Consider the following 22,025-nt stretch of genomic DNA (forward strand, 5'->3'; position numbering starts at 1 on the left):
CTGCTTTAGAAGAACCCAACACCCACCTGAAACAGTTTTTCAACCGCAGGCACCAGCTTTCGGTGTTCAACAAAGGTGATGACATGGTCATCGGCCTCAATCACCGTGTCATGGTGCGCCATGATGACCTGCTCGCCGCGCACAATCGCACCGATCACGGCGCCCTTGGGCATGGCAATGTGCTCAATGGCCCGCCCCACCACTTTGGATGATTTGGCATCGCCATGCGCAATCGTTTCAATGGCCTCGGCCACGCCGCGGCGCAGACGGTGCACCGCCACCACATCGCCCCGGCGAATGTGTTTGAGCAATTCACTCAGTGTGGCATTGGAGGGCGCCATGGCAATGTCGATTTGACCACCTTGCACCAGCTCGGCATACACCTTGCGCTGAATCAAAGTGATGACCCGACTGGCACCCATCTTCTTGGCCAGCAACGAACTCATGATGTTGTTTTCATCGTCGCTGGTGAGTGCAATAAACAGGTCCGCATCCTGCACGTTTTCGTCGGCCAGCAGGTCTTCGTCCGTGGCATCGCCCAGAAGCACCAAGGCGCGTGAATTCAACTGCGTGGCCAGACGCTCGCAACGCGCCGGGTCAGACTCAATGATTTTGACCTGATAGTCGTCCTGCAAAGCACGGGCCAATCGCAAGCCGATGTTGCCACCCCCTGCAATCATCACCTTGCTCACCGGTTTTGACTGACGGCGAAACTGGGCCATCGCCACGCGCACCTGCCTGGTATCGCACAGGCAAAACACCTCATCACCAGGCTGTATGGTGGTGTAGCCATCCACCGGCACATGCTGGTTGTCGCGAATCAAGGCCACCACACGCACATCCACCTTGGGTAACTCGGTTTTCAACTGTTCAATGGCCTGCCCGACCAGGGGGCCACCGGCGTAGGCGCGCACAGACACCAAGGTGACACGGCCATTGGCAAACTCCAACACCTGCAAGGCGCCCGGGTATTCAATCAGCCGTTCAATGTGGTCCGTCACGCTTTGCTCGGGGCAAATCACGTGGTCCACATTGAAGCCTTCATCACCGTGCAAGCGCGCCTGTTCCACCAATTCAGGTGCGCGCACGCGGGCAATGCGTCGGGGTACGTTAAACATTTGTGCGGCAATTCGACAAGCCACCAAATTGATTTCGTCGCTGCGTGTGACGGCCACCAGCATGTCGGCGTCTTCAGCGCCTGCCTGCTTGAGCACATTGGGGTAGGCCCCGTTGCCTTGAATGGTTTGAAGGTCGTAGCGGTCTTGCAGGTCGGCCAGAATGGCAGGATCGGGGTCGATGAGGGTGATGTCGTTGTGTTCAGAGACGAGGTTTTCGGCAAGGCTGGCACCCACACGGCCAGCCCCCACGATGATGATTTTCATGCCATCGTTTTGCGGGCCGTGCGGCCCACTTCGACACCCAATTGCTTGAGCTTGCGGTACAGGTGGGTGCGCTCAATGCCGGTGCGTTCAGCCAAGCGGGTCATGCTGCCATTTTCAAGGCGGAGGTGGTATTCAAAATACACCCGTTCAAAGGCGTCTCGGGCATCGCGCAGCGGCGCATCCAGGTCCAGGGTCGACAGCTCGGCCATGGCCATGCTCAGTGGCGTGGCTTCCACATCGGCCGCTTCCACCGGCGAAGGCATACCCGAAGCGCTCGTCACTGCGTGGGTTTTGGTTTGGGCCTGCATCAGGGCTCGGGCCGATTGCACCATCTTGCCGCGCGCCAAGCCCTTCTCCACTGCGCCCAACAGTTTTTGCAGGCTGATGGGCTTTTCAAGAAAGTCCAGCGCGCCAATGCGGGTGGCTTCCACCGCCGTATCGATGGTGGCATGGCCACTCATCATGATCACGGGCATGGTGAGCTGGCCCTTCACGGCCCATTCTTTCAACAGCGTTACACCGTCGGTGTCGGGCATCCAGATGTCCAGCAGCACCAGGTCGGGCGCAGACGCTTCGCGCATGTTGCGGGCTTGGCCAGCGTTTTCGGCCAGCAGAACCTCATGACCTTCATCGCCCAAAATTTCCGACAACAGTTCACGAATTCCAATTTCGTCATCAACAACGAGAATGGTCGCCATCTTGCAGTGTTCCTTCCTCTATGCGGCCTGAGTGTGTTCGATTGGCTTTTCGGTGCCGTTCAAGACTGGAAAAGTGATTTCCACCGCGGCACCGTAAACATGTCCTTGTGCATCAACCCTGTTGCGAATGGCAATTCGCGCCTTGTGCTCGTCCGCAATTTTTCGAACAATGGCGAGCCCCAGGCCAGTGCCTTTGGATTTGGTCGTGATGTAAGGCTCGAAGGCCTTGTCCAGCACATCAGCCTTGAAGCCCGGCCCATTGTCGGCCACCACCAGCTTCACGCCCACCAAACCATGTTGCTCGCCTTCCGGAGACTTCACCCCCTCGGTTCGTATTTCGATCCGGGGTGTCTCGCTTTCTCCACAGGCATCCAATGCATTTTGCAACAAATTGTGGATGACTTGGCGCAACTGTGACGAATCTCCAGCCACACCCGGCAAATTTTTCGTGAGTTTGGGAATGAGGGTGGAGTCGGCTGTTACTCCGAGTTCAACATCAATGTCATACAGGGCCAACACATCGGCCACCAGCTCGTTCAAATCCAGGGGTTTCAGGTCTGCTGGCGGCAAGCGGGCATAGTCGCGAAAGTCATTCACCAGCTTCTTCAGCGACTCCACCTGGTTCACGATGGTCCGTGTGGCGCGTTCCAGAATGCCACTTTCGGGTTCCACCAGTTTGTCAGCCAGTTTCATCTGCAAACGCTCGGCCGACAGCTGGATGGGCGTGAGCGGGTTTTTGATTTCATGGGCCAGGCGGCGTGCAACCTCGCCCCACGCCACCGTGCGTTGCGCGGAAATGAGCGCCGTGATGTCATCGCACACCAGCACATAGCCGCCCTTTTCACCCGGCAGGCGCGAACCCCGGACCAAAATAGACTTGGAGCTCTGAGAGTCAAATGCCCGGGGGATTTCCAGCTGCTTTTGCCAAATGCCGCCGTCGTCCAGACTGTCGCCCGGGTTGTCGGCCACGCTGGCTCGCACCGCCATCGCAAAACCTTTCAAACCATCCATGTCGTCCATGGGTTTGCCAATGTTGTCCGACAAGGCCCTGTCAAAAATTCGTAGCGCCCCCTCGTTGTACATTTTCAGGCGCAGTTTGTGGTCCAGCACCAGCACCCCAGCGGACAAGCTTCCCAGCAGGCTTTGCAAAAAGTCGTTGTTGGCCGCCAACTGCGCCTGGTTGGCTTGCAGGCGGCGCTGGGCTTCCGACAATTGCTGCGTCATGGTGTTGAACGACTCGGTCAGCTCCCGCAATTCGTCGTCAGCATTCACCGGTTGCATGGTCTTGAAGTTGCCACTGGCCAAAGCCTTGGTGCCCTCGGCCAGCCACAACAAGGGGGCTGACAACCGGGTAGACAGCCAAAAGGCAGCAGCCACCGACACAAACACCGTGAGCAACAGGGCCAGTGTCAGCGTGATGCCGTAAATTTTTCGCAAGCCCGAGCGCGACAACTGCAGCTCTTGGTAGTCCCGGTACACCGACTGCACCGCATTGGCCCGTTGCGACAGCGACAAAGGCACGGGTTGCAGAATTTGCACATAACGCTGGCCCAAATCGAAACTGGTCAAGGGCGGTGCAATCGGCACCACCACGCGCATGATAAGCCGCTTGGCGGGGTCGGAAGGGTCGGGTTCGATTTGCTGAAAAGGCCGGGTCATCAAGGCCTGGCGCAGCATGGACGGTGCGGGCAAGCTGGGCAGCAAATTGTCCAGCGACCCACCTGAACTGCCAATCACTTGCGCAGTCTCGGTCAACAGCGTGAGTTCCTGCACATTGGCCGCATCGCGCAGCCGGCTCAGTTCCAGCAATTGCTGACTGGGCGTGGCCCGAGAAAGCTCTAAGGAAATCGATTGCCCTTTCAGGCTCAATTCATTGATCAGGCTGTCCAGCGCGGTTTGCCCCAGGTTCAGGCCCGACTCCAGGGCGCCATCCACCCGCACGTCAAACCAACTGTCGATACTCTTGGCCAAAAACTGCACCGACACCACATACATCAGCAAACCGGGAATCAAACCCATGAGCGCAAACGACAGGCTCATGCGCAACATGAGGCGCGAACCAAACACCCCGGCGCGATAACGGCGCACCATACGCACCACCAGCACCATCAGGATGCTGAACATGCCCACGGCGATGATGCCGTTGAGCGAAATCAGCAGGGGGTAGTTGGATTCGAAAAAATCCGTGTTGGACGACGCCGAGGCCAGCACAAACAGAAACACACCGCCCAGGCCGGCGAGAATCATCAGGGTGTACCGCAGCCAACGGGTGTTCTCCAGCCACGGGTTCATTTCAGCAGCTCCTGGCGCGGCGTGAATTCAAAACTCAACCATTCGGAGGACAAGTCCCATTCGCTGTTCACCAATGCGCTGATTTGGAAGGGTTTGGGCAGTTCGGTCAACACCAGCCGAAAACGAACCTGCGCATTGTAGGGTTCACCGATTTTCACCTGCTCCTTGCGCAACACCGGCCAATCGCTCACGCGGGCCATTTGGGCCACAGCGTCTTCATAGCGGGCAAGGTTATAAGCCCCCGAGGGCATCACCAGCCGATAGGTGCGGGTCAGTGCGTTGTAGGACAGGTTTAGGGTGTAACTGGCCGACGCAGTCTCTTCGTCCATCCAGTACCAGCGGCTTTTGGTCAGCTTGAAATCCACGGCAAACTGAAGCGGCAACCCACGGTCCAGCGCCTGGCGCAGGCGTTGTCCCAGTTGAATGTCAAACTCGGCCGCCAGGTTCCATCCGGGGTGCTGGGCGTTGCGGGCCGGTTCCAGTTTGACCGCTTTGATGCGCGTGAATGATTCCTGCTGGGCCTGCGCCAGCGCCACATGGCCCACCAGCACACACCCCAGCACCAGCCACAGCCATTGTCGCCATACCCGGTGCAGGTTGAGGGTTGCCTCCAGCAGTTTCAAGGCAACTCCTCAGGATTGGGCGCGTTTGCGAAATTTGGCGAAGAAAAATCCATCAGGAGAGACGGCCGCATCGGCCGTTGGATGCACCACACCCGGTGCGTCCAGCTGCACTGCATCGGCGTGTTTTTCGGTGAATGCTTTGGCCAACAAGGGACCCTCTTCTCGAAAGATGGAACAGGTAACGAGCAAAAGTGTACCGTTGGGCTTGAGGGTAGACCACAAAGCATCCAGGATAGTGTGTTGTATCCGCGACAAGTTGGCAGAATCGTCCGGTCTGCGCAGCCAGGGAATGTCGGGGTGGCGGCGAACCACGCCTGAACCAGTGCAAGGCACATCGGCCAAAACAGCATCAAAGGGTGTGCCGTCCCACCAATCCTCCAGCGCCTCGGCTTTGGCGGCCTTCATGTTGAACCGCCAGTCGCCGTCCAGGGTGGGGGCAATCCGTTCCACATTGTCTGCCACGCGGTTTAGGCGGGACTCGCTGCTGTCCAGGGCCAGCAGGTCAATGTTGGCCAGTTCCAGCAAATGCCCGGTTTTGCCACCTGGTGCGGCGCAAGCATCCAGCACACGTTGCCCATCCTGCAAATCCAGCAGGGGTGCGGCCAGTTGGGCAGCACTGTCCTGCACCGACACCTCACCCTGCGCAAAGCCGGGCAACACATCCACCGAGCAGGGCTGGTCCAGCAGCACGGCCTGGGGGCCAATCACGCGGGCACTCAGGTCTTTCTCGGCCAGATAGTCCACGTACTGCTGGGCCGAACCAATGCGGCTGTTCACCCGCAGTACCATGGGCGGGTGTTGGGCCGCCTGGCTCAACAAAGCCTCGCCTTGAATGGGGTGCTGGTCCATCACCTTGCGCACCCACCAGGCGGGCAGGCTCCACCGGGCTTGCGGGTTTTTCAGGGCTTGGTCCACCCAGTGGGGCGTGTCACGCAAAAAATTGCGCAGGCAGGCATTCACCAAACCTTTGCCAGCCACCAAAGTAGGCTCGGCCGCGCAGGCATTCACCAGTTGGTTGACCACGGTGTGCGATGGGTACTTGGGCGCATCGCTGGGCCACAAGAGGCCTAAGCCCAAGCCCAAAGTGGTTTCCAGAAGCGGCGGGTTGAGGCCGGGCTTCTGGGTGAGAATTTGAATCAGCACTTGGGCGCGGCCCCACTGGCGAATGCCGGTGGTGGCCAAATCACGCACCGCACCGCGCACCGCAAAGGACTGTTCATTGCCCAGATTTTGGGTCAAGGCTTGGTCCAGCGACCGGCCATGGTGCAGCACGGCCGTCATGGCCTTGGCAGCCAACAGCAGGCTGTAGGCCAGGTCGGTTTCCTGAAGTCGCAACAACGGTGCGGTGGGTGCTGGGGCGCTGCGGGGTCGATCCGAAGTGCGCTGGTTTTCCGGGCGACCACGGCCCGGACGGCCTTGCGGCGGTCGGCCGCTCACTGCAAGCCGCCGCGGGATGGCTGTTGCTGCGCCAATTGCATCAAGCGGGCAATGCGCTCTTCGGTGGGCGGGTGGGTGGAGAAAAGGCTGGCAACACCGCCTCCGGACAAGGGGTTCATGATCATCATCTGTGCAGTTTCCGGATGGGCTTCGGTGGTTTGAAAAGGAATGCCTTGGGCATACCGGTGAATTTTGTCGAGCGCACTGGCCAGGGCAGCGGGGTCGCCGCTGATTTCGGCGCCACCCCGGTCGGCTTCAAATTCCCGCGCGCGGGAAATGGCCATTTGAATCAGCGAGGCCGCAATGGGTGCCAACAGGGCCACCGCAATACTGGCAATTGGGTTGGCCGGGCGGCCGTTTTCATCACGGCTGCCAAAGAGCATGGCAAAGTTGGCCAATGCGGAAATGGCACCAGCCATGGTGGCCGACACGGTGGAAATCAAAATATCGCGGTGCTTCACGTGGGCCAGTTCGTGGGCCATCACACCCCGCATCTCCCGGGCCGACAACACCTTCAAAATGCCGGTGGTGGCAGCCACGGCGGCATGTTCCGGGTTGCGCCCCGTGGCAAAGGCGTTGGGCGCCGGGTCGTTGATGAGGTACACCCGGGGCATGGGCAACTCGGCGCGGCGGGCCAAATCGGCCACCATGTTGTAAAACTCGGGCGCATTGCTGGCGTCCACCTCTTGCGCGTTGTACATCCGCAGCACCATTTTGTCGGAAAACCAGTAGGCTCCGAAGTTCATGACCACCGCGAAGGCCAGCGCCATCATCATGCCGCCGCGCCCGCCCAGCATGCCACCCAGCACCATGAACAGCGCCGTGATGGCGGCCATCAGCATGAAGGTTTTCATCCAGTTGAACATGTCGTCATTCCTGTGAATTCAATGTGCTTGTCAGGGTTTGGACCATTCAGGTGCCCAAACAGTTTCCGGCCTGAAGGCCCACAGCCTGTGCCACTTGCAGGGCTGGCGCCCGGCGTGAGCCGGCCTTTTGCAAGGTGGCCACGCGCAAAGCGCCCTGGCCGCACTGCACCAGCAGGCCCTGCGCGTCCACCGCCAAAACAGTGCCTGGTTGGCCTTGCCCGGCTTGGGCAGACGCCTCTACCGGGTCAAAACATTTTAAAAGTTCGCCGCGCCATTGGGTATTGGCCCCCGGAAAAGGGTCGAAGGCCCTCAAACGGCGTTGCAAAACGCTGGCTGGTTGGGCCCAGTCAATCTCACCTTCGGCCTTGCTGATTTTGTCAGCATAGGTCACGCCCACCTCAGGCTGTGCCTCCAGGGGCAAATCGCCCTTGGCCAACTGCGCCAAGGCTTGCACCATGAGTCGCCCGCCCAAGTCGGCCAGTTTGTCATGCAGGGTGGCGGTGGTGTCGCTGGGTAAAATCGGCAGGGCTTCGCGAAGGCGCACCGGCCCGGTGTCCAGCCCGGCTTCCATTTGCATGATGCACACGCCCGTCTCTGCATCGCCCGCCTCAATGGCACGGTGAATGGGGGCAGCACCCCGCCAGCGCGGCAGCAGGCTGCCATGAATATTCAGGCAACCCAAGCGGGGCGCATCCAGCACGGCCTGCGGCAAAATAAGACCATAGGCCGCCACAATCAACACGTCCAGCGGCTGCCCGTCGACAGCGGTTTTCAACGCCTGCAGGGCTTGCTCGGCTTCATGACCCTTTTTCAGGCTAACCGGTTGCAGCACGGTGATGCCATGCTCCAGCGCCAGTTGTTTCACTGGCGATGCAGTCAGCTTCATGCCTCGTCCAGCAGGGCGGTCGGGTTGGGTCAACACCAGCTTCACCGGGTAACCGGCATCCAAGAGGTGCTTCAGCGCCACACGCGCAAATTCAGGCGTGCCGGCAAAACCCACAGTCAGGGTGTTCAGTGTCATGCAGTGTTTGCTCAGGCGCTGGCCCGTTCCTGCTTTTTGAGTTTGTTCTTGATGCGGGTTTGCTTCAACTGCGACAGGTATTCCACAAACACCTTGCCATTGAGGTGATCGATTTCATGCTGAATGCACACGGCCAGCAAACCGTCGCAATCGATTTCGAAAAACTCGCCCTTCACGTTTTGGGCGCGAATGCGCACCGTGTCAGGCCGCGTCACTGTTTCGTATATGCCAGGCACCGACAAACAACCTTCGTCGTATTCCTTGGCCGCCTCGCTGGCTTGAATCACTTCGGGATTCACAAACACGATGAGGCCGGATTTGTCTTCGGACACATCCACCACCACCACACGTTTGTGCACATTCACTTGCGTGGCAGCCAAGCCCACGCCAGGTGCTTCGTACATGGTCTCGGCCATGTCCTGCGCGAGCCTGGCAAGCTTGTCATCAAACTGGGTGACTGGGGTGGCAACCGTTTTCAGGCGCGGGTCGGGGTAACGCAAAATGGGAAGCAATGCCATTGCAATGCACTCTTACTGACTTCAATAGTGGAAGGATACCGCTTCTGTGCCAAAAATGCTTCGAAGGTTCGCTCGGAGTGGCCTGTGAACCCGCTGCTGACCGCCCTCAACATCGCCTACAACACCCAGGTTCCTTTGCCGCAGCGGCAGGCGGCGGCCTTCGGACAAGCCAGCTTTCACGGTTGGCCCGAGCATGCGCCCGTGTACACATTTTACGAACGGGCCCAGCGCTGGCTGGATGAAGGCCCCGATCGCTTCTGGCTTGCACCGGGCAGCCCAGGCTACCCCAACAGCCTCAAAGCGCTGCCGAATGCGCCGCTCGTGCTGTTTGGTCACGGCCAGGCTGACCTGTTGCACACCCGCAGTATTGCGCTGGTGGGCAGCCGCAACGCCACCCGCCTGGGCCTTCGCACCGCGCAAGACCTAGCCGCCAGCCTGGCCGGGCACAACTGGACCATCGTGAGTGGCCTGGCCGAAGGCATTGATGGTGCGGCCCACACGGGCGCCATTGAGGCCGCCGGCGCCACCATTGCCGTGCTGGGTTGCGGGCCCGATGTGGTCTACCCCAGCTGTCACCATCGCCTGGCGGCCAGCATTCTGGCCGGGCAGGGGCTTATCCTGTCGGAATACCCGCCAGGCACAGCGCCCATGCAAGGCTTTTTCCCGCAACGCAACCGCATCATTGCTGCACTGAGCGACGCGCTGGTGGTGGTTGAAGCGGCGGTTCGGTCGGGCAGCCTCATCACGGCCCGGCTGGCGGGCAACCTGGGCAAGCCGGTGCTGGCCATTCCGGGCTCCATCCACAGCAGCCAAAGCAAGGGTTGCCACGCCATGATCCGCGACGGCGCCATTCTGGTAGAAACCGCCCAACATGTGCTGGACGAAGCACTGGCCCAATTGCCACCCGGCAAACCCGGCCCCAAAGGCAACCCTGCGGTGTTGTGTACAACCGACAAACCGGGCCAACGCACCATGGACGGCCCCGCACCCGATTGCAGTCCGCTGGCTGTGCAATTGCTGGCTCACCTGGACACGCAAGCCCAAAGTGTGGACGAACTGGCGAAGCAGGCGGGTTTAAGCCCCGAGGACACCCTGTGCGCCCTGACTGAGCTTGAACTGGACGGCCTGGCGCTCTGCGAAGTTCACGGGCGTTGGGTCCGTGTCTGAATTGGAGTCTCTCACCCAGTTCAAGCGGAAAACCTTGATTTGTCCGAGGCATGCCACTTACACTTCGGCGCACATGGCTCCAAAAAGTAAATGAGCCCCATTGACGCACCGGCACCCACAAGAGACCCCAATTGAGTAGCGATAGCCCCAAGAAGTTGATCATTGCAGAAAAGCCCTCGGTGGCTGCTGACATCGCGCGTTCGCTGGGGGGCTTCACCAAGCACGACGATTACTTCGAAAGTGAAGACTACGTGCTGTCCTCAGCCGTGGGCCACTTGGTTGAAATCAAGGCGCCAGAGGAATTTGAAGTCAAGCGCGGCAAATGGAGCTTTGCCAACCTGCCGGTACTGCCACCCCATTTTGACCTGAACCCGATTGCCAAAACCGAATCCCGCTTGAAGGTTCTGAACAAGCTCATCAAGCGCAAAGACGTGGTGGGCCTGATCAACGCCTGTGACGCGGGCCGGGAAGGCGAACTGATTTTCCGTTTGATTGCCCAATTTGCCAAAAGCAACAAACCGGTAGAACGGCTGTGGTTGCAGTCCATGACCCCAGCGGCCATTCGCCAGGCCTTTGAACACCTGCGCACCGATGCCGAAATGCGCCCCCTGGCCGATGCGGCGCGTTGCCGCTCGGAAGCCGACTGGCTGGTGGGCATCAATGGCACACGCGCCATGACAGCGTTTAACAGCAAGGAGGGTGGGTTTTACCTCACCACCGTGGGCCGCGTGCAAACCCCCACGCTGACGATTGTGGTTGAACGGGAAGAGAAAATCCGCAAGTTTGTGCCCCGCACTTACTTTGAAGTGAAGGCCAGCTTTGGTGCGCAAGCCGGCGCCTACGAGGGCAAGTGGTTTGACCCCGGCTTTAAGCGCAGCGACGACCCCGAACAACGGGCCGACCGCCTGTGGGACGAAGCCAAGGCCAAAGCCATTGTGGACGCCTGCGACGGCAAGCCTGGCACCGTGGAAGAGGAAAGCAAGCCCACCACGCAAATTGCACCGCAACTGTTTGACCTGACCAGCCTACAGCGCGAGGCCAACAGCCGATTTGGTTTTTCTGCCAAAAACACGCTGGGCCTGGCCCAAGCCCTGTACGAAAAGCACAAGGTGCTGACCTACCCGCGTACCGACTCCAAGGCATTGCCCGAGGACTACATGGGCACAGTGAACCAGACCTTGAAGTCTTTCGTGGGACTGGACCGGGGCCACATTGCGGGCGCCTACGGACCGTTCTGTGAAGAAATCCTGAAAAACAACTGGGTGAAACCCAACAAGCGGGTGTTCGACAACAGCAAGATTTCAGACCACTTTGCGATCATTCCCACGCTGCAAGTGCCCAAGGCGCTGAGCGAACCCGAGCAAAAGCTGTACGACCTGGTGGTCAAGCGCTTCCTGGCGGTGTTCTTCCCGGCGGCCGAATACAACGTCACCACCCGCATCACCACGGTGGAAAACCACCGATTCAAAACCGAAGGCAAGGTGCTGGTCAAGCCCGGTTGGCTGGCCATTTATGGTCGTCAATCGGCCGGCGACGACGACAGCCTGGTGCCGGTTGGGGCTGGCGAGAAGGTGAGCACCGACGAGATCGAGGCCCTGCGTCTGCAAACCAAACCACCGGCACGTTATTCGGAAGCCACCTTGCTATCGGCCATGGAAAGCGCCGGCAAAATGCTGGACGATGATGAACTGCGCGACGCCATGGGCACCAAAGGCTTGGGCACACCAGCCACCCGTGCGGCCATCATTGAAGGCTTGCTGGTTGAAAAGTACCTGGTGCGTGAGGAACGCGCACTGGTGCCCACCGCCAAGGCCTTCCAGTTGCTCACGCTGCTGCGCGGGCTGGATGTGGAAGAACTGACCAAACCGGAACTGACCGGCGAATGGGAATACAAGCTGTCTCAAATGGAAAAGGGTGAACTCTCGCGCGATGAGTTCATGCACGAGATCAAGAAGATCACCCAGACCATTGTGGACCGGGCCAAGAATTACGACGAAGACACCATTCCCGGTGACTACGCTACCCTGAAAACACCCTGCCCCAATTGTGGCGCGGTCGTGAAAGAAAACTACCGCCGCTTTGCCTGCACCAGTTGCGAGTTTTCCATCAGCAAGGTGCCCGGTGGGCGACAGTTTGAAGTTGCCGAAGTGGAAACACTGCTGCAAGAGCGCGAGCTGCCCATGCTGGACGGTTTCCGCAGCAAAATGGGGCGACCGTTCTCGGCGGTGCTGCGCTTAAGCAGCGAGCACAAACTCGAATTTGACTTTGGCCAAAGCCGGGATGACGACGATGCGGAAGAGGTCGACTTTTCCGGTCAAACCCGCTTGGGCCCTTGCCCCAAGTGCGCCGCCAGCGTATTCGAAATGCCCACCAGCTATGTGTGCGAAAAGTCGGTGGGGCCCAGCAAGTCCTGCGACTTCCGCTCGGGCAAGGTCATTCTTCAACAGCCCATTGAGCGCGAGCAAATGGAAAAGCTGTTGCTGGATGGAAAAACCGACTTGCTGAGCCGCTTTGTTTCCTCCAAAACCCGGCGTGCATTCAAGGCATTTTTGGTGAAAAAACCCGACGGCACGATTGGCTTTGAATTCGAGCCCAAGGGCGAGAAAAAGCCAGCGGCAAAAGGTGCTGCTGGTAAAACGGCCAGCAAAACCACCAAAGCCAAGAAAACAGCAACCAGCGAAGAATAATTCGCTTTAATCCACAAAAAACCAGGCTCAAAACTTGAGCCTGGCTCGTGGCGTGAGCCTGCGCAGCAATGGGTTTTCTGGTGGGGTTTTTTCAACCCAGTCGGCCACCAACTCGCCCGCCAAAGCAGCCCACAACAAACCACGCGATGCAAACCCCGTGGACAAATACACATTGCTCAAGCCTGGCACCGGGCCAACCGCGGGCAGGCGGTCGTGCCACACAAACCGCAGCGCGGTGCGCTGGTCCAACCGTCCACCCAAAGGCCAACCCGGCAATGCCGCCTTAAACCGTGCCAGGTTGTCGGCGTCGGCTTCATCTGAACATGCCATGTTCAGCACAGGCCGCTCATAGGTGGCCCCCAGCAACATCCAGTCATCCGCCGGCGGTGAAATGGCGTAGGTTTCGCCACTGAGCACATGCGGCAAGCGTTGCCCGTTTTGCAAGGCATGCCGCGTGATTTGCCCTTTCACCACGCCTGTCGCCGCGCCGGGAACAGGTGCCAAGTCCAGGCTGTGCTGCGCGCAGGCCACCACCACGGCGTCGTAGCCGGCCAGTTCATCCAGCGCATTCACCGGGTGTTGCGTGTGCAGGGTCAAATGCTCACCACAGGCTTGTAGATTGGCCGCCACCCAGCGTGGTGGCTTCACCCACCCGCCGTTCGGGAAAAAATAACCGGCATGCGGCGAAGGCAAGTGCTGGCCTGGCTCGGACCACTGCACCTCATCGGCCGGGCGTTGCAACAAGTGCAATGTTTCGCGGGCACGCTCAGCCTCGGCGCTGGGAATGGTCAGCAAATGCCCGGGGGTGTCCCAGTCCTGGCCACGCATCAACAAACCCTGTTGGGTCAATTCTTCCAGGGCCTTGAGTGTGGCTTCAAACCCCAGTCGGCTCAATTGCGACAACGGGGAATCCCCGCGCGTCACGTGGGGGTGAAAAGCCCCCACCCAATTGCCCGAGGCAGCATGCGCCGGTTGGGCGGCTTCAAACAGGTCAACACGCCACCCGCGTTTGCACAAGGCCAATGCCACAGCGCTGCCGGCAATGCCTGCGCCAACCACTGCGACACGGCTCATGTCAATTCGCTGGCTGGGCGGCGTGGCCCAATAAATTTCAACAGGGTTTTGGACAGCATGCCCAGGTTGACGGGTTTGGTCAGGTAATCGTTCATGCCGGCGTCCCGGCAGGCGGCTTCGTCTTCCTGCATGGCGGCAGCCGTCAACGCAATGATGGGCAAGGTGCCTGCCACACCGGGCAAGCGTCGAATTTCCCGTGTGGCGTCCAGACCGTTCATGACGGGCATGTGCACATCCATCAACACCAGCTCTATGCTGGTGTCATTGCGGACAGTCGTCACCGCTTCCAAACCATTTTCGACCACGGACACGCGAATGTTCATTCGGCCCAGCAAGGCCTTGATGACCTGTTGATTCAAACGGTTGTCCTCCACCACCAACACATGCCGGTTGTCCAGCGCCGCCGATGCCCCGGCCTCCTCAGCGGGGCTGAGGGGTCCGGCTTTTGTTTGCACGGCATGCACCTGCATGCGGCTGGTGAAACGGAAACAGCTGCCTGCACCCGGCGTGGACTCCAGTGACAGGGTACCCCCCATCAACTCAATCAATTTATTGCCCAAGGCCAAGCCCAAACCCATGCCGCCATACTCGCGGGTGGCTGTGTTGTCGACCTGCTCAAAGGGCTGGATGAGACGTGGCAGCAAGGCAGGGTCCAAACCAATGCCTTGGTCGCGCACTTCGGTGAGCAGTATCAAGCCCGAACCCCGGTTGGCCTGGACAGCAATGCTCAATTGAATGGTGCCCTGCCGGGAAAATTTCAGCGCGTTGCTCAGCAAAATGTTCAGAATTTGCCGATAGCGAACCGGATCACCTTCCAACTGGTCAGGCACTGCAGGGTCAATCGCAAGGCTGATGGGCACCCCTTGCAATTTGGACTCGCGCTCGTGGTATTTCAAGATGTGCGCCATCAGGTCGCGCAAGCTGAAGGGGCTGGGCTCCAGCTTCAAGGCACCCGACTCTATGCGGGTGAAGCTCAACACATCATCCACCATGGCCAGCAAGCGGCGCGACTCTGCCTGGCTTTGCAGCAGCTTCTCGCGGGTTTCTGCATCCTGGTCTTGCCCCAGCAGGAGGCTGTTCAACCCGATGATGGCATGCAATGGGGTGCGGATTTCATGGCTCATGTTGGCCAAAAACTGGCTTTTCGCCTGGTTGGCCATTTGCAGCTCACGGGTGCGCTCCAACACCAGGTCCTGCAGTTTTAATCGATAGTGGTCGAGTTCCCGTTCGTTGGCTTGTCGCAGGGTGATGTCGTGCACCACACACTCCACCGATTGAAGTTGCCCATCCAGACCCATCACCGCATGGTTGAAGCCTTCCACCACGCGATCATCGCGCCCTTCTGAGGTCACTTCGCGGATGAATTTGGTATTCACTCGGCTGGCCAGGGTCAAGCCGATCGCCCTGGCCAAGTCACTGCCCGGTGCCGATTGGTGAATGACCGACAGCATCTGTTCTCCCAGTGCCAGGTCCGGCAAACCCAACAGGTCTCTCAAGGTTGGGCTGAGGTAGGTTACGCGGCCATGTGCATCCAGCCGCAAAAACGCAAACTGGCTTTGCAGCCCCTCGACCAAGCCGGTGAATTTGGCCTCGCTGGCCTGCAGGGCACGGTTGTGTCGGTTCAGCAAACGGCGCTGCCGCGCCAAGGATGCAATGCTGGCAAACAACAAGGTGTCGATCAAAGTGCCTGCAATCAGCACCAAGCGCGGTGTGCTGGTGGGCACCGACTCCAACAGGGCAGGGGTGGCGTCATAGACCACCAGCCATTGTCGACCGGGCAATTCCAGCGTGTCCCGGTACTGCAACTGTTCCGCGGTGGCCTCCGTCGACATCCCATCACTGGAGTCGTACAGCAGATGCTCGGGGGCCTCCACGGCATCGTCATACAAACGGAAGTGCACCGCCGCCGCTTTTTGGGTACCCAGCACACCGGTCATCAGGTCTTTGGTGCGAAAAGGGCTGTACACAAAGCCTCGGATGGCCTGTCGGCGTTCATCGGGCGTGCTGTGTGGTGCGTCCTTGCGATACACCGGCAAGTACATCAGGAATCCAGCTTGAGGATCCACGCCATTTTCCTGTCGCAATTGCACCAAACCAGAGACTGCTGTGCTGTTGCTGTCCATGGCTTTGTCCATGGCCGCTTTGCGAACCGGGTCGGAATACATGTCAAAGCCCACAGCGCGCCGGTTGCGTTCGTCTTGAGGCTCCAGAAAAACAATGGAGCTGTAGTAATCCCGTTGCCCAGGTGGGCTGACCGTGTAGTCTGGAAGCCCTTCAGCCCGCACCGATTGAACATGGGCGGCCAGCTCGTCTGGCTTCAAAAAAATGGCATAACCAAACCCCTGAATGCCCGGCAGGGCCGCTTGCAACTTGAGGCTGGCCACATAATCAGCCCATTGCTGGCGATTGACGGTGCCCATGGTTTTGAACAGCGCAGCGCCACTTCGCAACGCTTGCTCATAGTCGCGCATTCGGGTCTGTATGCGGATGCTGGCATCTTGGGCTTCAAACTGAAAGCGTTCTTCCACATTGCGCTGCACTGCCTGGCGGGCCACATACCAGCCAGCCACGGTGATCCCCAGCGACATGGCCAGAACAATCCAGGCCGTCACTTCATTGTGAACAATGTCCACCAGGGCCCGCTTGGCACCGGTCTGTGGGGAAGGTTTACTCATCGAGCCTGCAAAATCAAGGTCTCAGGCATGCTTGCACTGAAGTCTTCAGTATGCTGGATTATTGCAAACTCTGCGCTTCAAAAATTCACTTTCTTCCAGGCCTGGAGAATGGTGAGCGACACGCCATCCCGGCGCGCAAACGCCTGCAAGCGAGTCACCGTGCGGTCAAAATGGTCCACCAGCTTGGGCATGGGGCGCAGTGCGTCCAATTCACCCCCCTTCATCAGGGGGAGGGTAAAGTCGTCCCAATGAACCAGATAAACCGTTTTGGCGCCGGTGTCAGTCACCATTTCTTTCCAGTATCGGGCTGCATAATCCTCATCCAGTTTGCCCAAACCACCCGTGCCCAAAAACACCACAGGCACTTTCAAACCCGCATTTTGTCCCGGCACATAACCTGCACTGGGTTGAATCAAGGCGATGGGTTGCGCCCCGGTGTTGCGGTGGTACACCACAAAGCTGTAGCTCATGCCCTCCTTGAAGGCCAGGGCGTGGGCGGGCAATGTCACAGGTTCTGCATTGTTGCCACCAGTAAACCCGGTGGGCGCATGGGCTGAGCCCAACACACGGATGGTGAAGTCACCAACGGGAATGTCCTGTGGAATGTTCAGCAAACCAATTTGGTCAGCAGGCACCTGCTGACCCAACGCAATTTGCCGGGTCGAGGCTGAGCCGTACAGTCGCGCTCCAGGCTGGTTTTTAACAATGTAGGGCGCATCCAAGGCATGGTCATAATGCGAGTGCGCCACAAACACGGCGGAAAATTCCTTGGGTCTGCCCAGTTCCTTGAACGCTCGATTGAGCGTGGTATTCACCCGGTCCTCATTCACCGTCAATCGGCTGAACATCACTTGGGCCAACGGGGGTCGTGAGAAAAAACCATCCAGCAACCACTGGGTTTTTCCATCGGTCCACACGAAAGACGATGTACCCAAAAACAAAGCCCTCACCCCATGTTGGGCCACAGGGCTTTCGGCGGCTGCAGGGCTGTTCAAGTTGAGCTGCTCCGGCAGCGCAGGGTATTGATTGGCCAGCAACGCTACAACACCGCCCAGCAACATGAGCAGGGCCAGCACACACACGCCCAGTTTTTTCAACATGCGTTTTTATCCTTTGCTTTGTTCAGGTGCTTGGTTTGAGGTCAGGCGCTTAATCCAGAAAAAAATCCCGCTGAATCGTCTGGCTGCCCGGCACTGTGGCATACACATCAAAATCCGTGATGCCGGCATGTCGCAACACGGCTTCATCAATGAAGAACTGGCCAGTGCCCTCTGGGTCCTGGGCCGTGCGTTGCAAAATCTGCACCGCTGCATCGGCCATGATGGACGGCTCTCGGCAATGCTCGGGCAATACGCCGGGAATCATCTGCATGGCCGCAGTGTAAATGGCGGTTTGTGGCCACAACGCATTCACGGCAATGCCCAGGTGCTTGAACTCCCGCGCATGGCCCAACACGCACATGCTCATGCCGTATTTGGCCATGGTGTAGGCCACATGCGGTGCAAACCAGCTTGGGTTCAAGTTCAAGGGTGGCGACAAATTGAGCACATGCGGATTGCGCCCGGCCTTGCCCGAAGCCCGCAAATGCGGCAAGCACGCTTGGGTGCTGGCATAGGTGCCACGCACGTTCACCCCGAACATCAGGTCAAAGCGCTTCATTGGCGTCAGTTCCGTGGGCGTGAGGTGAATGGCACTGGCATTGTTCACCAAAATATCCAGCCCACCAAAATGCTCTGCAGACTGGTTCACCGCCGCCTGTAGTGCAACGTCATCGCGAATGTCCACCTGAATGGGCAGGCATTGCCCGCCCGCCGCTTCGATGGCGGCTGCTGCGGTGTACAGCGTTCCCGGCAGTTTGGGGTTGGGTTCGGCTGTTTTGGCTGCAATGGTGATGTTGGCACCTTCCTGCGCCAGTCGACACGCGATGGCCAGCCCGATGCCCCGGGATCCCCCGGTGATCAACACGTTTTTACCAGACAACGAACGGTTCATCCTTACTCCTCCAGCAAGCTCAAGGCCAAAGGCCACACCGCCTGCTCCATGCTTTTGCGAAAAAATCCGAAATGTCCAATGCGCTTGAGCTTGACCTCAGCGGGATCCAGACGGCGATGTTCAATCCTGTTTTGAGGATACATCTCGAAAATGTCCTCCGTGTTTCGGGCAGACATCAACTCGTCATCGGTGAAACTCAGCACTTTGAACGGCAGCCGCATGGCTTGGTATTGCGCGCGGATGGCCTCGCCCTCTGCACCAACCAGGTAATACCTGTTGAGGCACCAACGCCGCCACTGATAGGCGACGCGTGCCGGCAAATCGGCCACCATCTTGACGGTGTTGCCGGGAAAGTAACCAAACAATGGCGTGAGCGCAGGCACCATGATCAACCACAGCAACCACGCCTTGGATTTGAGTGCCCAGTCGGCATGCAACCAGTAACCAGTGCCGGTGGCAATGCCCGCCATTTGATCAATCAGGTGGCGATCGGGCAGGGTCCCGACAATCTGGCAACCCAGGCTGTGGCCCAACCATATGAGGCGGCTCGCTGTGTGCGCCTTGGCATGCTTCAATACGGCATTGGCATCCTGCAACATCCAGGTGGTGATGTCGGTGTCCACGGTTTTTACATTGCCGGTGCCTTTTTCCATGCCCCGGTAATCGAAGCAAAACACGTCAAACCCCTGTTGGGACAACCAACTGGCAAAGGGGTGATAAAACTCTTGCGGCGCTCCCATGGCGGCGGATATGACAACCGTGGCTTTCGGTGGCTGTTGCGGGCTGAAGCGGTTGACCTTGAGGGCATAGCCGTCGGGCGCGCTCACGGTTTGAGCCTGCGCGGTGTGCGCTTGCGGGTTGGGAATCATGGGTGTCTCCGTGGGGGCCGCACCTCTTGATGGGCGCGTGTGGAGACATCATAGACCGAGAATGGGTGTTTTTTGGCGGCGAGCTGCCCGTACTGGTTTGTCTTGTCCCCAGAAACACCGGCAGCCCGTGCCTGTTGACTGCCCCCCAGCAACACCGTTGGCCCGTGCCGAACGCCCCCCGAAAGGTAAAGGTTGCCCCGCGCTTTCGAACCGGACCGATAACTCGCCACTGCGTGGCTCAGACATCTCGGTCCGTGTGTTCGAATCCTGTGCGGGTCAAACCGATCGGGGAGCTGACTGTTCGGCGCCGGGCATATCGGTATTGCTTGGTGGCATGGCACCGAGCGTATTGGTGGAGCCCCTCTGCGGGCTGCGCGGTTCACCTCCCCTGCAGCGATCGTGAGGCCCATAAAAAAACCGCCCCAATCGGAGCGGTCTTTCACGATAGACCAGCAGCCCAAAGGCCGCAAGCCAGTCCGTGTTACTTGGTGACCAACGCAGCCAAGTGTGCGTCTTCCACAGACATCGCAACTTTGCCGGCATGGCTGTCCAGCAGGGCAGCGGCCTTGCGGGTGTCAAAGTATTTGTCGTAGTGGAACACAAAGTCTTTGTCAGCCAAGGGCATGTGGCAACCACGGCAGGTGGCGTAATCCACCTTGGCAGGCTCACCATTGGCCTCAAAGGCGGAGTACACCCAGTCACCCGTCTTCATGCCTTCCGGTGCAGCAGAACCCCAATCCTTGCCTTTGTACATCACAAAGACTTTTTCCAGATTGGCCTTGGCCAGCTTGCCATCAGCACCCTTGTTGGCCTTGTAGATTTCCATCACGCTCACAGTGCCATTGGGAAAGGCTTCGCCTTTCTGGGCCGAGGCACCGGTTTTGTTGATGTAAATGTCGCGAATGTGCCCAGTGGGCTTCTCAATGCCGGCCAGGAACACAGGCCATGTTGAATAATCCGCGGGTTTGGCCAATTCACCATCCTTGGGTGCTGGTCCAAACATGCCTCCGGCGGCACAGCCCGCCAATACAACGGCAGCAGAGGCTGCCAATGCAAATTTTTTCATTGTTGTAATCCCCCAAAATTGTCCATGCAAAAGCCATGGATACCGTGAAACATAGCGCCCGTGCGGTTTCTTGGCAACTGTTGTCTAGGCCCAAGGTCGGATGCAAGGGTAAACCCTAATCAAACATGAATTCCACTACCCTGTTTATGTGACATTGCAAATGACAAAGCCGTGAACTGTCACTTGGAGCGGATTCCCCAAAACCAAATGCGCCTCGTGGGAGTAACAAAGACGTCTCCTTGTTGTTGATGCTGCTTCGCCATGTCGCTGCCCACACCCAATTCACACCGCCGCACCCTGCTAAAAACTTTCCTGTATGGCGCCAGCGCCAGCACACTGCCTTGGCTGGCGGGTTGTGGAAGCGATGGCACTTCACCGGTGGCAGGCAATACGACAGTGACCGCCTCCGGCAACAACCGGTTTGGTGGTACCGCAGTCAGCACTGCACAGTTCCGTTTCCGCAACATCGGCCCCCTGGGCGAAGCAGACGCCAATGGTGTGCGGGTGGCACAGGGCTTCACCACGCGTGTGGTGGCCATCAGCAACATGCCCCCCGCCTCCGGTGCCACCCCGTGGCACATCTTCAACGATGGCGGCGGTGTGGTGCCCCGCGACAACGGCGGCTGGATCTACTGCTCCAACAGCGAAGTGCCCGGCGTTGGAACCTTGGGCTTCCAGGTACCCCAGTTGGCGCCCTTGGCCAACCCGATTGAAAACCTCGTGCCCGGCTTGGGCGGTGCCAGCGCCTTGGTGTTTGACCCAGACGGCACGGTGGTGGACAGCTACCGAATTTTGACAGGCACCACCTTCAACTGTGCTGGCGTCATCACGCCCTGGAAAACCTGGCTGAGCTGCGAAGAAATTCCCACCGGGCTGGTGTGGGAATGCGATCCATTCGGACAAAAGGCTGCTCGCTCCTTGCCCACCCTGGGGCTGTTCAGCCACGAGGCAGTGGCCATCGACAGCAGCCGCAAGCTGATTTACATGACCGAGGACATGCCCGACGGCCGCTTTTACCGATGGGTGCCAGCCGCCAACGACTGGCCAGCTGGTGCAGCACGCCCCATGTTCAACCAAGGCCTTTTGCAGGTGCTGAAAGTGGGTGGTGCAGGCGTGGAGGGTGCGTTGAAATCACCCCAACCCTACACCTGGGTGGCGGCGGCCAACCCCGGCTCGCCCCAATCCGAAAACCGCCTGGCCGACACCACGGTGTTTGACGGTGGCGAAGGCGTTTGGTACCAGAATGACCGCGTGTTTTTCACCACCAAGGGCGACGACCGTTTGTGGATGCTGAACACCAGCGCCCAAACCATTGAAGTGGCCTACGACCTGTCGACCGCCAAAGCGCCCAACAACATTCTCTCGGGCGTGGACAACATCACCATGACGCCGTTTGGCGAGGTGCTGGTCTGCGAAGACGGTGGCGACATGCAAGTGGTGGTGGTGTATCCCGATGGCGTGCTGGTGCCACTGTTGCAAATTGTGGGGCAAGACCAATCGGAAATTGCCGGCATTGCCTTCAGCCCCGACGGCAAACGCATGTACTTCACCAGTGACCGCGGTGGCCCCAACCCGGCCGGTGGCTACGGCTTGGGGCTGGGCATGTTGTACGAACTTCAAATTCCCGACACAGTGCCCAACGCACGCCTCTAAACCCA

17 protein-coding genes are annotated in these 22,025 nt (G+C 59.0%); 3 read left to right on the forward strand and 14 right to left on the reverse strand.

What is annotated here, in order from left to right; translation table 11 throughout:
• Nucleotides 1-5: 5 nt before the first annotated feature.
• Genes trkA through def form a run of 8 tightly spaced genes read right to left on the reverse strand, consistent with a single transcriptional unit; the run spans nucleotide 6 to nucleotide 8,837 of the window.
• On the reverse strand, nucleotides 6-1,382 hold the full coding sequence (gene trkA / locus VGE55_RS13400; protein WP_331132181.1) for a Trk system potassium transporter TrkA: 1,377 nt from the start codon (nucleotides 1,380-1,382) through the stop codon (nucleotides 6-8).
• A complete protein-coding gene (locus VGE55_RS13405; protein ID WP_331132182.1) occupies nucleotides 1,379-2,080 on the reverse strand; it encodes a response regulator in 702 nt (233 codons plus the stop codon). Before VGE55_RS13405 ends, trkA begins: the two co-directional genes overlap by 4 nt.
• An 18-nt stretch (nucleotides 2,081-2,098) precedes the next feature.
• Complete coding sequence (locus VGE55_RS13410) at nucleotides 2,099-4,372, reverse strand: ATP-binding protein (RefSeq protein ID WP_331132183.1); 2,274 nt, start codon at nucleotides 4,370-4,372, stop codon at nucleotides 2,099-2,101.
• Nucleotides 4,369-4,995 (reverse strand): DUF4390 domain-containing protein, encoded by a 627-nt coding sequence (locus VGE55_RS13415; protein WP_331132184.1) that lies wholly within the window; start codon nucleotides 4,993-4,995, stop codon nucleotides 4,369-4,371. The genes VGE55_RS13410 and VGE55_RS13415 overlap by 4 nt, the downstream gene beginning before the upstream one ends.
• 9 nt (nucleotides 4,996-5,004) lie before the next feature.
• Nucleotides 5,005-6,432 (reverse strand): 16S rRNA (cytosine(967)-C(5))-methyltransferase RsmB, encoded by a 1,428-nt coding sequence (gene rsmB, locus VGE55_RS13420; protein ID WP_331132185.1) that lies wholly within the window; start codon nucleotides 6,430-6,432, stop codon nucleotides 5,005-5,007.
• Entirely contained in the window at nucleotides 6,429-7,298 is an 870-nt protein-coding gene (gene htpX, locus VGE55_RS13425; RefSeq protein WP_331132186.1) for a zinc metalloprotease HtpX, read from the reverse strand. The genes rsmB and htpX overlap by 4 nt, the downstream gene beginning before the upstream one ends.
• A 46-nt stretch (nucleotides 7,299-7,344) precedes the next feature.
• The gene (gene fmt, locus VGE55_RS13430; RefSeq protein WP_331132307.1) at nucleotides 7,345-8,304 is read right to left on the reverse strand and encodes a methionyl-tRNA formyltransferase; all 960 of its coding nucleotides are present in this window, start codon (nucleotides 8,302-8,304) and stop codon (nucleotides 7,345-7,347) included.
• A 26-nt stretch (nucleotides 8,305-8,330) separates the two neighbouring features.
• Complete coding sequence (def, locus tag VGE55_RS13435) at nucleotides 8,331-8,837, reverse strand: peptide deformylase (RefSeq protein ID WP_331132187.1); 507 nt, start codon at nucleotides 8,835-8,837, stop codon at nucleotides 8,331-8,333.
• A gap of 84 nt (nucleotides 8,838-8,921) precedes the next feature.
• Between def and dprA the strand changes: the two genes are divergently transcribed.
• Nucleotides 8,922-10,004, forward strand: a complete 1,083-nt coding sequence (dprA, locus tag VGE55_RS13440; RefSeq protein WP_331132188.1) for a DNA-processing protein DprA — start codon at nucleotides 8,922-8,924, stop codon at nucleotides 10,002-10,004.
• Nucleotides 10,005-10,135: 131 nt separating this feature from the next.
• Nucleotides 10,136-12,691: a DNA topoisomerase III gene (locus tag VGE55_RS13445; RefSeq protein WP_331132189.1), complete on the forward strand. Its 2,556-nt coding sequence runs from the start codon at nucleotides 10,136-10,138 to the stop codon at nucleotides 12,689-12,691.
• 27 nt (nucleotides 12,692-12,718) lie between these two features.
• Here the strand turns inward: VGE55_RS13445 and VGE55_RS13450 are convergent, their stop codons facing one another.
• The 6 genes from VGE55_RS13450 to VGE55_RS13475 form a co-directional block, all read right to left on the reverse strand.
• Complete coding sequence (locus VGE55_RS13450; RefSeq protein ID WP_414675031.1) at nucleotides 12,719-13,720, reverse strand: FAD-dependent oxidoreductase; 1,002 nt, start codon at nucleotides 13,718-13,720, stop codon at nucleotides 12,719-12,721.
• A 41-nt stretch (nucleotides 13,721-13,761) separates the two neighbouring features.
• On the reverse strand, nucleotides 13,762-16,440 hold the full coding sequence (locus tag VGE55_RS13455; protein ID WP_331132191.1) for a CHASE domain-containing protein: 2,679 nt from the start codon (nucleotides 16,438-16,440) through the stop codon (nucleotides 13,762-13,764).
• A 77-nt stretch (nucleotides 16,441-16,517) separates the two neighbouring features.
• Nucleotides 16,518-17,540 (reverse strand): hypothetical protein, encoded by a 1,023-nt coding sequence (locus VGE55_RS13460; protein ID WP_331132192.1) that lies wholly within the window; start codon nucleotides 17,538-17,540, stop codon nucleotides 16,518-16,520.
• A 49-nt stretch (nucleotides 17,541-17,589) separates the two neighbouring features.
• Nucleotides 17,590-18,432 (reverse strand): NAD(P)-dependent oxidoreductase, encoded by an 843-nt coding sequence (locus VGE55_RS13465; RefSeq protein ID WP_331132193.1) that lies wholly within the window; start codon nucleotides 18,430-18,432, stop codon nucleotides 17,590-17,592.
• Between the two features lie 2 nt (nucleotides 18,433-18,434).
• On the reverse strand, nucleotides 18,435-19,301 hold the full coding sequence (locus VGE55_RS13470) for an alpha/beta fold hydrolase (RefSeq protein WP_331132194.1): 867 nt from the start codon (nucleotides 19,299-19,301) through the stop codon (nucleotides 18,435-18,437).
• A gap of 481 nt (nucleotides 19,302-19,782) precedes the next feature.
• Nucleotides 19,783-20,367, reverse strand: a complete 585-nt coding sequence (locus tag VGE55_RS13475) for a cytochrome P460 family protein (protein ID WP_331132195.1) — start codon at nucleotides 20,365-20,367, stop codon at nucleotides 19,783-19,785.
• Nucleotides 20,368-20,628: 261 nt separating this feature from the next.
• On the opposite strand from VGE55_RS13475, the gene VGE55_RS13480 reads away from it, so the two are divergent.
• Entirely contained in the window at nucleotides 20,629-22,020 is a 1,392-nt protein-coding gene (locus VGE55_RS13480; protein ID WP_331132196.1) for an alkaline phosphatase PhoX, read from the forward strand.
• The last annotated feature ends 5 nt before the right edge of the window (nucleotides 22,021-22,025 follow it).

The sequence above is a fragment of the Limnobacter sp. genome, assembly GCF_036405155.1.
Taxonomy (GTDB): domain Bacteria; phylum Pseudomonadota; class Gammaproteobacteria; order Burkholderiales; family Burkholderiaceae_B; genus Limnobacter.